Source organism: Robbsia sp. KACC 23696, assembly GCF_039852015.1.
Classification (GTDB): Bacteria; Pseudomonadota; Gammaproteobacteria; order Burkholderiales; family Burkholderiaceae; genus Robbsia.
Genome location: NZ_CP156626.1, coordinates 536,908 through 551,433 on the forward strand (window position 1 = coordinate 536,908; position 14,526 = coordinate 551,433).

Annotated in this window: 12 protein-coding genes and 2 pseudogenes; 7 read left to right on the forward strand and 7 right to left on the reverse strand. The window is 55.8% G+C overall.

The genetic code is table 11. The annotated features are described in order from the left end of the window. Positions 1–96 precede the first annotated feature (96 nt). From qatC to ABEG21_RS02130, 3 genes and pseudogenes are all read left to right on the forward strand, one after another. Positions 97–1,236, forward strand: a complete 1,140-nt coding sequence (gene qatC / locus ABEG21_RS02120; protein WP_347556583.1) for a Qat anti-phage system QueC-like protein QatC — start codon at positions 97–99, stop codon at positions 1,234–1,236. Continuing rightward, positions 1,236–1,982 (forward strand): Qat anti-phage system TatD family nuclease QatD, encoded by a 747-nt coding sequence (gene qatD / locus ABEG21_RS02125; RefSeq protein WP_347555639.1) that lies wholly within the window; start codon positions 1,236–1,238, stop codon positions 1,980–1,982. Before qatC ends, qatD begins: the two co-directional genes overlap by 1 nt. Positions 1,983–2,292: 310 nt before the next feature. Further along, positions 2,293–2,379: pseudogene (locus tag ABEG21_RS02130) on the forward strand (transposase); the annotation flags it as partial. 16 nt (positions 2,380–2,395) lie between these two features. On the opposite strand, the gene ABEG21_RS02135 reads toward ABEG21_RS02130, so the two are convergent. From ABEG21_RS02135 to ABEG21_RS02155, 5 genes are all read right to left on the reverse strand, one after another. Continuing rightward, positions 2,396–3,516, reverse strand: a protein-coding gene (locus tag ABEG21_RS02135) for an IS3 family transposase (protein ID WP_347554400.1) whose coding sequence is annotated in 2 segments (ribosomal slippage) — positions 2,396–3,261 and positions 3,261–3,516 — 1,122 coding nt in all. Because the reading frame shifts where the segments join, the coding sequence is not laid out codon by codon here. A gap of 46 nt (positions 3,517–3,562) precedes the next feature. Further along, entirely contained in the window at positions 3,563–4,708 is a 1,146-nt protein-coding gene (locus tag ABEG21_RS02140; protein ID WP_347555640.1) for an amidohydrolase family protein, read from the reverse strand. A 2-nt stretch (positions 4,709–4,710) separates the two neighbouring features. Then, entirely contained in the window at positions 4,711–6,018 is a 1,308-nt protein-coding gene (locus ABEG21_RS02145; protein WP_347555641.1) for an MFS transporter, read from the reverse strand. A gap of 72 nt (positions 6,019–6,090) precedes the next feature. After that, a complete protein-coding gene (locus ABEG21_RS02150) occupies positions 6,091–7,365 on the reverse strand; it encodes a CaiB/BaiF CoA-transferase family protein (protein WP_347555642.1) in 1,275 nt (424 codons plus the stop codon). Then, positions 7,362–8,339 (reverse strand): hydroxymethylglutaryl-CoA lyase, encoded by a 978-nt coding sequence (locus ABEG21_RS02155; RefSeq protein WP_347555643.1) that lies wholly within the window; start codon positions 8,337–8,339, stop codon positions 7,362–7,364. Before ABEG21_RS02155 ends, ABEG21_RS02150 begins: the two co-directional genes overlap by 4 nt. A gap of 189 nt (positions 8,340–8,528) precedes the next feature. On the opposite strand from ABEG21_RS02155, the gene ABEG21_RS02160 reads away from it, so the two are divergent. Further along, positions 8,529–9,302: an IclR family transcriptional regulator gene (locus ABEG21_RS02160; protein ID WP_347556584.1), complete on the forward strand. Its 774-nt coding sequence runs from the start codon at positions 8,529–8,531 to the stop codon at positions 9,300–9,302. A 244-nt stretch (positions 9,303–9,546) separates the two neighbouring features. Beyond that, positions 9,547–10,609, forward strand: a pseudogene (locus tag ABEG21_RS02165) (IS3 family transposase); the annotation flags it as partial. Positions 10,610–10,632: 23 nt separating this feature from the next. Here ABEG21_RS02165 and ABEG21_RS02170 read toward each other — a convergent pair. After that, a complete protein-coding gene (locus tag ABEG21_RS02170; RefSeq protein WP_347555644.1) occupies positions 10,633–10,896 on the reverse strand; it encodes a hypothetical protein in 264 nt (87 codons plus the stop codon). Positions 10,897–11,148: 252 nt separating this feature from the next. Between ABEG21_RS02170 and ABEG21_RS02175 the strand changes: the two genes are divergently transcribed. Then, complete coding sequence (locus ABEG21_RS02175; protein WP_347555645.1) at positions 11,149–12,030, forward strand: manganese catalase family protein; 882 nt, start codon at positions 11,149–11,151, stop codon at positions 12,028–12,030. A 560-nt stretch (positions 12,031–12,590) separates the two neighbouring features. Here ABEG21_RS02175 and ABEG21_RS02180 read toward each other — a convergent pair. Further along, positions 12,591–13,388 (reverse strand): SDR family oxidoreductase, encoded by a 798-nt coding sequence (locus tag ABEG21_RS02180; protein WP_347556585.1) that lies wholly within the window; start codon positions 13,386–13,388, stop codon positions 12,591–12,593. A gap of 119 nt (positions 13,389–13,507) precedes the next feature. On the opposite strand from ABEG21_RS02180, the gene ABEG21_RS02185 reads away from it, so the two are divergent. After that, complete coding sequence (locus ABEG21_RS02185) at positions 13,508–14,452, forward strand: GlxA family transcriptional regulator (protein ID WP_347555646.1); 945 nt, start codon at positions 13,508–13,510, stop codon at positions 14,450–14,452. The last annotated feature ends 74 nt before the right edge of the window (positions 14,453–14,526 follow it).

The following is a 14,526-nucleotide window of genomic DNA, read 5'->3' on the forward strand; positions in this document are numbered from 1 at the left end:
CCAGCAAATCTCGAACCTGACGAACGAGCTTTCTCGTTCTTTCGTTCAAGTAAGAGAGCAGGGGTTGGGAACATCGCTAACAAGTGGAAGGGGCTGCTGAAGCGCAGAGGTTTCGTCCCAGATGCCGCGACCTGGGACTTTGTTCAGTTGTGTCTTGCTGTCTGTGCAGCAGACTTAGCCTGCCCTCGAGAGACCAGCGCAGATGGTTGGACTCGAGTAATCGACCTCACGGTCGGTATGCACGAACCAATGCGTTGGATAGGCCTGGAAGAGCACGTGGAAAAGATGCTCAAGCTGTTGACAGGTGACTATTGGAAACTTCACTTCATCGTCGGCGGTGAAGCGCCTCCGGCAAGCAAGGCCAAGGTCGAGGTCGCTCCACATGATTGCGTATGCCTCCTGTCCGGAGGCCTGGACAGCTTGGTTGGTGGTATCGACCTCGTGGCGCAGGGTCGCCGTCCAGTGTTCGTCTCTCAGTTGGCTCACGATGATTCCGCTAAGCAAATCGATTATGCTCGACAGCTAGGTGGTCCCAATGCGCATTGGCAATGGAGTCACGGCATCAATTTTCCGGGGCAGCGCGAGCCATCAACGCGTGCTCGGTCACTCGCCTTCTATGCGTTCGCCGTGTTGGCAGCGTCTCGCGTGGAAGGAGAGCGAGTTCAGGTGTTCGTTCCGGAGAACGGGTTCATCTGTATCAACCCGCCCCTAGTACCGGGCCGCGTATCGAGCTTGAGCACGAAGACGACGCATCCTCAATTCATTTCGATGATGCAAGAGCTATTGAACGGTATCGGACTCAACATCACACTGGAACTGCCCTATAGATTTAAAACAAAAGGGCAGATGCTTCGAGAGTGTCTCAATCAGCAAATGCTGGAAAGACTGGCAAGCGGCACGACAAGTTGCGGTCGGTTCCGAACCTACAATCGGAGGCATTGTGGACGATGCGTGCCATGCATGATTCGTAAGGGTGCGTTCTATGCTTGGGGTGCCGGAAAAGATAGAACTGTTTATAAACACCAGTCACTTCTGGTAGCGGAGAAATCTAGCGGCCCCGACGATGCTATGGCAGCGGCCCTCGCGGTACTAACCGTCCAGGAGCGAGGGCTTGATAGGTTCCTTGGTGCGACCCTTGGATTTGCTCCAGTGGCCGACCGCGGTTCATATCGCGAGACTATGAGGCGCGGCCTGTCGGAAGTTGAGGCGATACTCCGCAGAGATGGTGTGCTCTGATGGATTTCCATTGTCACTTGGACCTCTATCCAGGCGCGAAAGCGGTCTCAGAAGAAGCGTCACGTCGCAACGAGTTCACGTGGCTCGTGACGACTAGTCCTCGTGCATACGAAGCCACATCGAAAGTCCTTGGCCGTCTTTCCCGGGTCCTTATCACCCCAGGGTTGCATCCAGAACTGGTCGAACAGCGCGCGGCGGAACTTCCTCAACTGCTGAAATTGATGGAGCAAGCGACTGCCGTGGGTGAAGTCGGTATCGATGGCTCATATCGCTTTAAGTCGAGCCTGGCTATACAGCGGAAGGTGTTCGAAGCGGTCGTAGAGCGGTGTAAAGAACTAGGTGGCAAGACTATCAGCATCCACTCGAGAGGTGCTGCGAAGGAAGTATTGTCCATCCTTCTGAAAAATCCAGGGTTTGGCACTGCCGTTCTGCATTGGTTCAGTGGAACCCTGGCCGAAATGGAGGTCGCTCACAAGATGGGTTGTTGGTTCAGCTTGGGCCCTGGTGCGTTTGCCAGCACTGCTGGCCGTGCGCTTGCATTGCGGCTTCCCCGTGACCGAGTAGTACCTGAAAGCGATGGCCCGTTCGCGAACGAAGGTGGTGTGCAGGTTCAGCCATGGAGCATGAACAGGACTGCGCATCTGCTTGCTGAAAGTTGGGGGTGTTCAGAACCGGAAGCGCTAAGGACGCTTACCGACAACGGTCGGAATCTGCTCGAAGTGATGGGGTGGCCGCGGTCTCAGTGAGCAAGCAATTGACGTTCTTTCCAGACAGACCAATGTTGCCACTCACGTCGCTGAGCATTGACGCGGCAGATGCTTCTTATAACATTTTGATTTGCTCAGAGCTAATCGCAGCTGCTCGTTCATATGCGGCGCACTCAGATGCGACGGAACAGCGGTAGTCAGGCGTGCGGTCGAACCATTCACGCGACTGGCATCGTCCGCTGCTCCAGTTTAGATTTGCCTCAACAGAAACGTAGCGTGAATACACGTGACCTGCTCCCCGCGATTAGTACGCGAATGATGTAGAGTCCGTTCCAAAGGGAGCGGAGAGATGAAGAAGCGATTCACGGAAGAGCAAATCATCGACATATTGAAGGAAGCCGAGGCGGGTCTGAAGGCGGCTGAGTTGTGCCGTAAGCGACGTCACCCCGTTTTCAGTAGCACTGGGCTTCAGAATCCGGGGTTAATATGATGGCGTTTGTCGTCAGTTGCTGAGCGTAAGCCATTGGCGTCAGACCGCCCAGTGATTTCTTCGGCCGCTCTTCGTTATATTCCCTGCGCCATGTTTCGATCAGAACGCGTGCATGGGCAAGACTCGTGAACCAGTTTTCATTGAGGCATTCGTCGCGGAATCGGCCATTGAACGACTCGATGTAAGCGTTCTGGTTTGGCTTGCCAGGCTCGATAAGAAACAGCCTCACGCCACGCCGATGCGCCCACGTCAGCATCGCTTTACCGCAGAACTCTTTCCCGTTGTCTGTCCGTATCCCTTTTGGTAAGCCGCGCAGCACCGCCAGTCGGTCGAGGATTCTCGTGAGAACGTGCCCACCAATGGCTCGCTCCGGAACAATCGCAACGGCTTCATGCGTCGCATCGTCTACGACCGTCAAATTCTTGATGACACGGCCCTCGGCGGTACGATCGAACACGAAATCCATCGACCACATCTGATTCGCCGCTGACGGTCTGCCCAACGGCTGACGCTCAGACACCGGCACCTTCTTGCGCTTGCGACGACGTACTTGCAGGTTCTCCTGGGCGTACAGCCGCTCCACGCGCTTGTGATTGACGACTAGGCCCGACTGACGAAGCTTCAGATAAATCATGCCAGAGCCGTATCGGCGATGCCGCTGAGCCAGCGCCACAATCTGCTCCCGCAGAGCCTGATTCTTATCCGCCGCAGCCGCATAACGATACGAGCTCGCACTCATGCCGATCACCCGCAGCGCATGTCGTTCGCTCAAGCCGCTGTGGGTCATATGGCGCACCAAGTCTCGGCGTGACGGTGCGCTCACCACTTTTTTCGTAACGCCTCGCGTGTGACCTCGATTTCCAGCATCGACTCGGCCAGCAACTTCTTCAGGCGCGTGTTCTCCGCCTCAACCTCCTTGAGCCGCTTGGCGTCGGACACGTTCATGCCGCCAAACTTGCTTCGCCACAGGTAGTAGCTTGCCTCCGAGAAGCCGTGCTGCCGGCAAAGCTCCTTGATCGGCAAGCCGGCATCTGCCTCGCGCAGAAACCCAATGATCTGTTCTTCGCTGAACCGCTTCTTCATGCCCAATCTCCTGACTACGTGATTGGACTCTAAATCCTCGCGCTACTCAATACCGGGGTGACGTCGCAAGTCTATATACCCTTGACACTGTTCCGCGGAATAGTGCGTCCCGCTCTTCCGTACTAGCCTGCGCCGTCAAGCGTTTGAACGCGTTCCAACCATTGCTGAACGGATAGGAACCCTTATCCACCGGGAAGTTACTCTCGAACATGCATCTCTCAGCACCGAAAATCTCGATGCACGACATCATCCATGGTGCCCACGCATTCGCCAGCTCAATGGAGGAGGGCGGCCGCTCGCCCTTGTCGAAGTCGAAGCCGTTGATGCGCATGCCGAGCCCGCCAACCTTGACGTAGACGTTTGGTAGCTTTGACAACTCACGCATTGAACGCGACCACACTTCAAAGGTCTCTTTCCGGTGTTTTGCGTAACTGGCAATTCTCAGAATCCCGCCGCAGTGGTTGATGATAATGGGGGTCTCTGGATAGGATTTTGCTAAGTCGAAAAGCTCAGGCAGTTGAGGAAAGAACAACCAAGCGTCATATGAGAGCCCCAGCTGTCCCAATTGCGAAAACCCCTCCCGATAACGCTTGTCCAGTAGCAATCCAGGAGGTGCCGCTGTCAACGGATTCGCCAGCGCCGAATCTGCATCGTACGTTACCAAATGCCTGACACCCCGAAACCTTCCCGCGCCTGCCTGTATCTCTTGCTCTAGTACGTCGCGCACAGCTGCACCGCGACGAAGGTCTGCATAGCCGACAATACCCTTGGCCACCTGAGGCTTCTGTGTTTGCAGTGGAGCAGTAACATCGGTGACGTACTGAACTTCGCCGACCGGGCGCAACTCTTCGGGCCCAACAGTCCTGTACCGCGTCAGCGCTTGCATGTAGACAGACGCCGTGATGTTATGTCCCGACCGCGCGTCCTCCAGATACTCGTCGAGGAGGTACGTCCAGCCTGGTCGCTCATAAAAATGATGATGTGCATCAACGATAGGCATCTCTGGCTCGAGAGCCGGCTCCGTGCCGGACGCCAACCAATCTGCGCGAACTGGCAAGTAGTTGCTGGGAGTGGCCATGGTTCGCGTTACCTCTTTTGCAGAGCTAGGCCGTGATGTCACGGCGGGAAGCAGGATTGATGCGGTCGCGGCAGTCAAAAGCCGACGACGGAGCAAGGAAGTGTGTTCACGCATGCTTAGTCGCTCCTATTGAAGGCAAGCAACAAGAGCGTGAGCAGCGTCGTGATGCCTAGGACGATGGCGAGCCCTATCATCCCTGCGGAGAACGTTCCGAAGCTATCTTTGAGGAACCCCACAAGATAAGGTCCCGCGAAGCCACCGAGCGCACCGATTGAATTGATGAGCGCCAGTCCACCAGCGGCCGCTTGCCCCGACAAGTAGCGCGCAGGCAGCGTGTAGAAAATGGTTCTGCCTGCAATGGTACCGATGAGCGCAAGCGTAATACCGGTCATCGCTGGGACCAACTGTTGGAAGTAGGTCGACACACCAAGTGCAATAGCGCCAATAAAAAGTCCAACTGCCAGATTTGCTACCGGACTCCCGCGTTTGTCTACGCGCTTCGCCCAGAAAAGCAGGGCAATCGTCGCAAAAAAATAAGGTACGGCTGAAACCCAGCCGGTCTGCGTGACGCTCATCCCATGCGCCTTCAACATCTGCGGCAACCAGATTCCGATTCCGTATGAGCCCATCGTAAAGCCGAATGAAATCGCCGCGAGAAGGTAGGTACGGACATCTCTCAACGCCGCTGCGAAATCCTTCTGCTTTCGGCTTGCATTTCCCTCCCGGTCAAATGCTGTCTGCAGCGCTTGACGCTCCTCGAGCGAGAGCCACTTCGCATCCTCAGGCTTGTCTACAATCAACTTCAAGACCGCAAATCCAAGCAGACAAGCAGGAAGCCCCTCGACGACGAACATCCATTGCCAACCGGCGAGACCTAATACACCATCCAGCTTCAGCAGCCATGCTGAAAGCGGACCACCAATCAAGGAAGAGAGCGGAGTCGATACGGTGAACCATGCCAGCACACGTGTCCGATAGTTTGCGGGGAACCAGATTGCGAGGAAAAAGATGACGCCGGGGAAAAACCCGGCCTCGCCAACACCGAGTAGGAGGCGTATAACATAGAAGCTCGTTGGCCCAGTCGCTAACGCGGTCGCAGCGGCGAAGAATCCCCACGTAACCATGATGCGCGCGAGCCAGCGGCGAGCACCAAATCGATAAAGAGCAAGATTGCTCGGAACTTCACAGAGGCAGTACCCCGCGAACATGATGCCCGCACCCCAGCCAAATTGGGTGGCAGTCAAGCCGAGGTCGCGATTCATAGTCAAGGCCGCAAAGCCGACGCTTGTACGGTCCAGATAATTGAAGAAGTACGCAAGCGCGAGCAGAGGAATGAATCGCCACGCTGCTTTGCGAACAGCCTGCTGCTCAAGGGACGACGTAGCTTGCGTGGCACCCTGCATATCAGAAGGAATATATGTCATGCTTTGTCTCCGGGACACCTAGGCTTATCGAGGACACGTGCCCTCGCTGCCAATGCTTATTGATATGCAGAGTCAGGCACTTGCCATTTCGTTGGCCGTCGCACCGGATGCATCGCCAGTATTGCTGGCGCCACACTTCACGACGCCGGCATCGCTCAGTTGCTTGATATCTTCCAGCGAATAACCAAGTTCATTGAGGAGCGTCTTCGTGTCTTGTCCCAACGATGGAGGTGACGAGCGAAGATGCAAGCGCTCCCCGTTGAGCGTTACTGGTAGCAGCGCAGTTTTCGTGGTCACGGCGTTGCCCGCGCCACTTGCGTCTGCAGGTAGTGTCACATCCGCCAGGCCCCCAGTCGCCAGGAGGTGCTCATCCTCGAACAAATCATGGGGCCTTGTGATGGGTGCGTAGGGCAGGCCAGCGTGCTCGAAGATTTTGCTGATTTCCGCTGCACTGAACGCTTCCAGGTGTGTTCGCAAGAGCGGGAGCAGCCAGTCGCGTGCTTGAACGCGCTTGTTGTTAGTCGAAATCCGTTCATCCGACTTCAAGTCGGCGAGACCGAACGCATCGCAGAAAATTGCCCACTGCGTATCCGACACCACTGCCAGAAAAATCTGTTCGCCGTCCTTGACCGCAAACACGTCGTAGACTGCCCAGGCGGAGATTCGGCTAGGCATTGGCGCGGCTGGTGTGCCAGTGACAGCGAACTGCATCATGTGCTGCGCTACCAGGAACACGTTGTTTTCGAACAGTGCGCTCTGAACTTCCTGACCGCGCCCTGTCTTTTCTCGCTGGGCTAGCGCAGCCATCGCACCGATAGCACCGAACATGCCTCCCATGATGTCGTTGACGCTCGTACCCGCGCGCAATGGTCGGCCTTCGGGGCCGGTCATGTAGGCGAGCCCGCCCATCATCTGCACTACCTCGTCGAGTGCTGTTCGATGGTCATAAGGACCTGGCAAGAAGCCCTTATGTGAAACGTAGACGAGCCGTGGATTCAACTTAGACAGTGCGGCGTAGCCGAGTCCGAGTCGGTCCATCGCGCCGCTCTTGAAGTTCTCGCTGAAGACGTCAGCGTTCGCCAGCAATTTATGAACGACCTCGATGCCTCTCGGGTCCTTCACGTCGACTGCGATGCTCTTCTTGTTGCGATTGAAGGTGCCAAAAAATCCAGCGCCAGAGCCTCGCAGCATTCGTGTCGCATCGCCAGAAATAGGCTCGACCTTGATGACATCTGCGCCGAGGTCTGCCAAGACCATTCCACACGTGGGCCCCATCACCATGTGAGTCATTTCGACAGCGCGCACGCCACTGTAGGGCAGCGATTGGGAACCTTTAGCATTGCTCATTGTGAAACCCCGAGCAAGCAACCTTCAGGCTGAGGCGAGCTAGGTGCTCGCCCGTCGGCGTATCGGAAACCTTTCGGCAGGCCTGCGTCTGGAATATGGCCGTACAGCGCTTCGCCTGGCAGCGCATCGGAGAGTATCGAGCGCGCAGCGACAAGCGCATCTACATCAATTCCTGTGTCGTATCCCATCGCCTCAAGCATGAAGATAAGGTCTTCAGTGACGATATTGCCTGTCGCGCCAGGAGCATACGGGCACCCACCCAGCCCGGCCTGGCTCGCATCGATAGTGCGGACCCCCACATCAAGGGCGGCCACGACGTTCGCCAAGCCTTGGCCACGCGTGTTGTGGAAGTGGGCACCGCCGGCCTTATTACCGAACTCGGATTGCAGGCGACGAAAGAGCCGACGGACTTGGGTAGGGTTGGCGTAACCACTGGTGTCCGAAAGACCAATCTCGTCTACTCCGCAGTCCGCCATCGCCTGGCACATTCGAATTGTCTGGTCATCGGTCACTACGCCTGCAATCGTGCACCCGAACGCGACCGATATCCCTGCCTCGATTTCGATTCCCGGGTACCGCGCATTGCGCAGCGCGACAATTTCGCGGACCTCGTCTATCAACTGAGAGGTCGTTTTACGAATGTTTGCCATCGCATGTTCGTCCGTGACGGACACTGGCAAAGTAACCTTGTGTACGCCAGCTTCGAAAGCGCTTTCGCAGCCTCGCAGATTGGGTGCGAGAACGGCAACGTGCAATCCAGGAATGGAAAGCGCGTGGGCCACAACCTCCCGGATGTCAGCCATCTGCGGCAGAAGCTTTGGGGGCACGAACGAACCAACTTCGATTTCCTTCAGGCCAGCCGACGCCAACGCGGAAATCCATCGCAGCTTCGCTTCGGTTGGCATTACCTTCTTGATGCTTTGCAATCCGTCGCGCGGTCCCACCTCACTCACCAACACCTTCGAACCAGACATACACACCCCCTAACATCGTTCTCTTAGGCAGACCACTGTTCTGTTAGAGAGAACTATAGTGCGCAATAAACCTCTTAATAACCGGGGTTAACCCCGTGTTTTGGAACTTATCTTTAGTTGCGTTCTGTCAGGCGGAACGATATAGTGCAAAATGTATTGTTAAGGGAGAAATAAGTGCCCAACTCGGACATGCAGATTCAAGGCTTAACGGACGCATCCAGCGGTGTCGCTGTACTCGACCGCGCGTTCTCGATTTTGAATTCCTTTGGCCCAACGGATGATGACTTGACATTGAGCGAACTCTCACGGCGCACGGGCCTGTACAAAAGTACGGTGTTGCGGTTGGTAACTGCCCTCGAACACGGTGGTTTCCTCCGCAAGCTGGAAGCAGGTCAATACGCTGTTGGACATCAACCCCTCCGCTTGGCGGCGTTGTATCAGCGCTCGTACCGAGTGGGCCCGATCATCGAGCCTGTTCTTGAACAGGTCAGCGGAGCGCTAGGGGAGACTGCGTCGTTCTATGTGCGGCTGGGTGAAGTGAGGCAGGTCTTGTACCGCGTTGAGCCGTCGCGCAGCGTCCGCGTTTCGATTCGTGTAGGAGAAGAATTCTCCGTCCACAAAGGTGCATCCGGAAAGGTCTTGCTTGCCTTTACGGAGCCGGCCGACGCATCTCGATGGAGTGAAATTCGAGAGCAGCTCTGGGCAGTTTCCTTTGGTGAGCGCGACCCTGAGACTGCTTCCGTCTCCGTGCCAGTGTTTAGCGGGAGTGGGGGCTTTATTGGCGCGCTGACAGTATCTGGGCCGAAGGGAAGATTCGACACACCGGAGACGCTGAAGGCGGCCCTACTGAATTTGCTTGAACAAGCAAAGCGTGCGACTGGAACTCTCGGCGGGGACAGCACTCGCTTTGACCGAAGCATTGTGAACGCGGAGAGAAGCGACTTCTTAATCACCCGAGCATGATTCGTTTGCATGTGACGGATTTGGTCGATGTCACGTAACGCGGGCACTATTTTTCAAGCGCCCGCCTTTCGCTCAAACGGTATACGCTGAACCATCACTTTCTATCGGAAAGCCGAGCTGCTGAACGCAGGCAGACCTTAATCATCTGTCGTTTAAGACCACTTTCTTACCGCCGCTTATGCTGACCTGCTCCCCGCGATTAGTACGCGAATGATGTAGAGTCCGTTCCAAAGGGAGCGGAAATATGAAGAAGCGATTTACTGAAGAGCAAATCATCGGCATATTGAAGGAAGCCGATGCCGGTCTGAAGGCACCGGAGCTGTGTCGCAAACACGGGATTTCCGAGGCGACCTATTACAATTGGAAGGCGAAGTTCAGCGGGATGGCGGTTTCGGAGCTCAGCGGCTAAGGGAATTGGAATCCGAGAACGCCCGGCTTAAACGATTACTAGCGGAGTCGATGCTCGACAACGCCGCCTTAAAGGACCTCGTGCGCCGAAAGTAGCAAGCCCGCAGGCCAAGCGCGAAGCGGTTCAGAAGTTGATGACCGAACGCGCTATGGGCATCACCCGTGCCTGCGGGCTGGTTGGTATCTCCCGGTCCTTGTTTCTTTATAAGTCGACTCGCGAGAGCGATGTGGCTTTGAACGAACGCATGGCCGCCATCGCGGCCGTGAAGCGCCGCTATGGCTATTGCCGTATTCACGTACTTCTGCGACACGAAGGCTGGGTTGCGAACCATAAGAAAATATGGCGGCTGTACAGCCTCGCTGGTCTGAGCGTTCGCCGACGCAAGCGCAAACGAATCGCGGCTGTGGAGCGAGTGCAAAAGCCCGTGCCCAGCGGCCCTAACCAGAGCTGGTCGATGGATTTTGTATCGGATGGCCTAGCGTATGGACGGCGCTTGCGAAGCTTGAACGTGATCGACGATTACACGCGAGAATGTTTGGCGATTGAAGTTGATACGTCGTTGCCGGACTTGCGGGTACGGCAGGTAATGGAGAGGCTATGCGAGATGCGCGGCGTGCCGTTATCTATCACTGTGGACAACGGGCCGGAATTTGCAGGGAAAGTGCTTGATGCTTGAGCTTATGATGCAGGTGTCACGCTGTCGTTCATTCGACCAGGAAAGCCTGTCGAGAACGCGTATATCGAGAGCTTCAACGGCAAGTTTCGAGACGAATGTCTGAATGAGCATTGGTTCACGTCGATGCGTCATGCCAGGGAAATCATCGAAGCTTGGCGCATCGAGTACAACACCGAGCGGCCACACAGTTCGCTTGGTTATCTGACGCCTGAACAGTTCGCCACCGCGCACGGTCAGAAAGTTTTTTAGCGACGGACTCTACAGCCGTTGAAGACTAATGCCGGGGGCAGGTCAGGCGGAGAGCCCCGGCCGCCGGATGCCGCGGCATTGAGATCGTTGCTGCCCGCATAGCGTAGGAACAGCGCGCCGAGGTAGAGCAAATAGGCGCAGCCGGCCAGCTGCAGGACGACGAACAACGGCGTGTCCGGGCGCAGCGCGTTCTGTATTGAATGAAATTGCAATCGTACTTTGTCCCCGGCGGCGAGCCGAAATCGAAAAAGTCGAATCATGTAAGTTACCGAAACATCGGTATGGAAGCACCCAATCATCTCCGTTTTCGGGGTTATGCCTTCCCGGGCATGGTTTCTGCGAGAGACATTGTGCAATACCCTTTTCTCTTGCGGTCAGTCCGCATAAGCCAGAGCACGCCTCTGAGACCCGAATGCCCATTCTGGGAGTAGCACAGTCGGTGCTGCCGTTCGGGAACGGCGAATAGTACTGCTACACACAGCAGGTACTGCGCCATTCACAGGAGCCATACTATGTTCATGCACAACAAACGGTTGCAATATACGGTACGTGTCGCAGGTGCGAATCCGGGTTTAGCTAATCTCCTGCTTGAACAGTTTGGAGGCCCGCAAGGTGAACTTGCTGCGGCATGCCGTTATTTCACGCAGGCGGTTGCTGAAGATGACCCGGGTCGCAAAGACCTGCTTTTCGATATCGCAACGGAAGAACTCAGTCACTTGGAAATCATCGGCTCGATTGTCGCCATGTTAAACAAGGGAGCAAAGGGGCAGTTAGCCGAGGGCGTAGAAGAAGAGGCGGCGCTGTATCGATCGATGACAGGTGGGGGCAACGATTCGCACACCACGGCGTTGCTTTATGGTGGAGGGCCAGCATTGACTAACTCTGCGGGCACGCCATGGAGTGCGGCATATATCGACACTATTGGTGAGCCTACGGCAGACCTTCGCTCCAACATTGCCGCCGAAGCACGGGCCAAAATCATCTATGAGCGACTGATAAATGTTACTGATGATGCGGGAGTGAAGGATGCGCTTGGTTTTTTGATGACACGAGAGATTGCGCATCAAAAATCGTTTGAGAAAGCGTTGCACTCGATTCAGCCGAATTTCCCGCAAGGAAAGCTGCCAGGCAAGCCCGAGTTCACCAGCGTGTACTACAACATGTCTTCAGGGGACGATGTGAGAGGACCATGGAATTCTGGCGACCAGTGGGAGTATGTTGAGGCACCAGAACCAGCCGTCGATGGGGGCACCGGTACTGCGACAGCTAATGGTGCTCCGGAAGATGTGGCCGCGCTGGAAGCCATGGCAGCTCGGACCAAGTCAGACACGCAGTCAAACCCGCTCACGGGGGCTGATTTGGGTTCTGGTAAGGGCGTTCAGGAGTCGCTCTAACCTGAAAATAGCGGCCTTTATGTTTACGTCGTGAACGACGCATACGCGACATTGCCTCATGGCATCGTGACGCAAATTAGAACGCCGCTAAATCCAGAGTAGTTGGCACCTGCGAAAGGCTCGCGTCTACCCGGCGCGAGTCTTTCGCTTTTTGTTCCGTAAATCGCTGCTACCTGACCTTCTTCTGAATTTACGCGCGTGACGATCGAAATGACCGCTTCGTGATGCACCTGACCTGCCCGCTTTCCTAAGACGACTCGGTTCTGGCAATAACTGCAGTGGTTGAATCGTTCTCCAAGCGGTCGCGATACGCCTGCGGTGTGCCGTAGTTCAGGTTCGAGTGTGACCGTCATCACCCGAACCGAAAACAAAGCGGCGAACGCACGTGCATTGGGCGCCGACGCTACCCTTATCTCCACTAATGAGGCATCGAGCGCATGGAGCGAGGCGACGTGCACTACCGCTTCGTCATGGACATGGCAACACTATCCGAGAAATAACGTTATGCCGCGGGTAATCTGAGTTTCAGCTCACTCTACCCACGCCTTGCCGCGATTTAATCACGCCTGGGAGTAACGCGAGGCGGGGGCGCGATTCGACAGATGCGGTGCCATGGCCTGACGAGCGGCTTCATAAGCCTGCCACTCCTCGACGTGGTGCAGCGACGGGATGGTTACCAGTTCTTTGCGATCAAATCCGACGAGGGACGCGTCGACCATCTGATCCGTTGGCATTACGATCTCCGCCGGTAAATTTTCAATTGGTAATCCCCCCCGCTCCCAGAACTCGGTAGCCGTCGCGCCTGGTAGCACTGCCTGCACTTGTATTCCCTTGGATGCCAACTCGTGGTGCAAAGACTGGGTAAAGGCCAAGACGAACGCTTTGCTCCCGCCATACACGCCATTAAGCACCTCGGGCGCTATGCCGACAATCGACGCTATGTTAATAATCGCGCCGTTTCCGCGTAATACGAATTTTGGCGCCACAGCGTACGTCAGTCTCATTAGTGCGGTCACGTTTAGCTCGATGAGTGAGGTCATCGCGTCAACGTCGCTCTCTAGAAGGGGGCTGTGCGTTCCAACGCCAGCATTGTTTACGAGCAGCGTTATACCGGCGTCGCTTCGAAGGGTCTCCTCGACTCTCTGCAAATCAGAACGATTGCCCAGGTCCGCAACCATAACCTCCACGTTTCGATGGAAATCGCCGCGGATTCGTTCCGCCAACGCGTTCAGACGGCTGCCATTGCGCGCAACTAAGATCAAATCGTAACCGCGCCGCGCGAGACGATCTGCGTACACAGCGCCAATGCCCGAGGATGCTCCTGTGACGACTGCGGTACCAAGATGAGATTGCACCACCATGATTTTCTCCAGATAAGGGTTTAGTCACGTTCTGATGTTTATTATGGGAGAACTACTCCTTGTCTCAAATGACGTATATAGTCATGTTTCGTGCCATATAGACTTGCGGGGAATCGATGCACAGAATTGGATACCTTTTGAGTGATGGCTTCCAGATGATGGCGCTCGCCACTCAATCGGTCTTTGAGCATGCGAACGCCGTGATTGCCGATGCGTTTTATCATTTCGAGCTTTTTTCGGTCGATGGGGGGGACGTTCGATCTTCTGCTGGGTTTCCGATCGGTACGCGTGTCGCGAGGAGTACGTCGAAGGTTGATACGTGGCTAGTTGCGGGCGTCAGCGATCCGATTTCGGAGCCCCCTCCCGCTCGAATGGCAAAGCTTTTACGTCAAGGAAGCGCCCACGCTCAACGAATTGCTGGGATATGCACCGGTGGTTTCGTCTTAGCGGAGGCCGGCTTACTTTCCGGCCGAAGAGTGACGACGCATTGGGCATTCGCGACGCAAATGCAAGATCGGTTTCCAGACGTCGTAATTGAAAGCGATCGCATCTTCATCGTTGACGGACAGATATGGACCTCCGCCGGTATGACTGCCGGATTAGACCTAGCACTTGCCATGGTCGAGAAAGACCTTGACCTTGAGGTCGCCCGAACTGTCGCTCACATGCTCGTGATGCCCCAACGTCGATCGGGGGGGCAAACGCAGCATGCTCAGATGTTACGACTGGCGCCTAAAACAGACCGCATTCAAACTGCTTTGAACTATGCGCAGCAGAATCTGAATAAGACGCTTGGCGTCGACGAGCTTGCCCAGGCGGCGAATCTGAGTCCGCGGCAATTTCACCGTCTCTTTATGCAAGAGACAGGTAAATCACCCGCAAAAGCCGTCGAATCGCTACGACTCGAGGCGGCACGACTCATGATTGAGCGCAGTCGCCACACCCTTGATGTCGTCGCAAGAGAGACCGGTTTTCGCGACCGGCGGCACATGAGAGAGGTGTTCCTTCGAGGACTAGGCGTGACGCCACAAGCCGTTCGTCGGGATGCTCGTGCGCCATAGCAACAAATATCGCAAAATGGCTTTGTCCGGTGGAGAAACCATCCTCACGTTTGAGCAGTCGAATTTTTATCGGG

Bases quoted from the DNA above. Each gene is read 5' to 3' on its own strand.
- ABEG21_RS02185 (WP_347555646.1), top strand. From the start codon at position 13,508: ATGCACAGAATTGGATACCTTTTGAGTGATGGCTTCCAGATGATGGCG.
- ABEG21_RS02145 (WP_347555641.1), bottom strand. From the start codon at position 6,018: ATGACATATATTCCTTCTGATATGCAGGGTGCCACGCAAGCTACGTCG.
- ABEG21_RS02150 (WP_347555642.1), bottom strand. From the start codon at position 7,365: ATGAGCAATGCTAAAGGTTCCCAATCGCTGCCCTACAGTGGCGTGCGC.
- ABEG21_RS02160 (WP_347556584.1), top strand. From the start codon at position 8,529: ATGCAGATTCAAGGCTTAACGGACGCATCCAGCGGTGTCGCTGTACTC.
- ABEG21_RS02170 (WP_347555644.1), bottom strand. From the start codon at position 10,896: ATGATTCGACTTTTTCGATTTCGGCTCGCCGCCGGGGACAAAGTACGA.
- qatD (WP_347555639.1), top strand. From the start codon at position 1,236: ATGGATTTCCATTGTCACTTGGACCTCTATCCAGGCGCGAAAGCGGTC.
- ABEG21_RS02155 (WP_347555643.1), bottom strand. From the start codon at position 8,339: ATGTCTGGTTCGAAGGTGTTGGTGAGTGAGGTGGGACCGCGCGACGGA.
- ABEG21_RS02140 (WP_347555640.1), bottom strand. From the start codon at position 4,708: ATGCGTGAACACACTTCCTTGCTCCGTCGTCGGCTTTTGACTGCCGCG.
- ABEG21_RS02175 (WP_347555645.1), top strand. From the start codon at position 11,149: ATGTTCATGCACAACAAACGGTTGCAATATACGGTACGTGTCGCAGGT.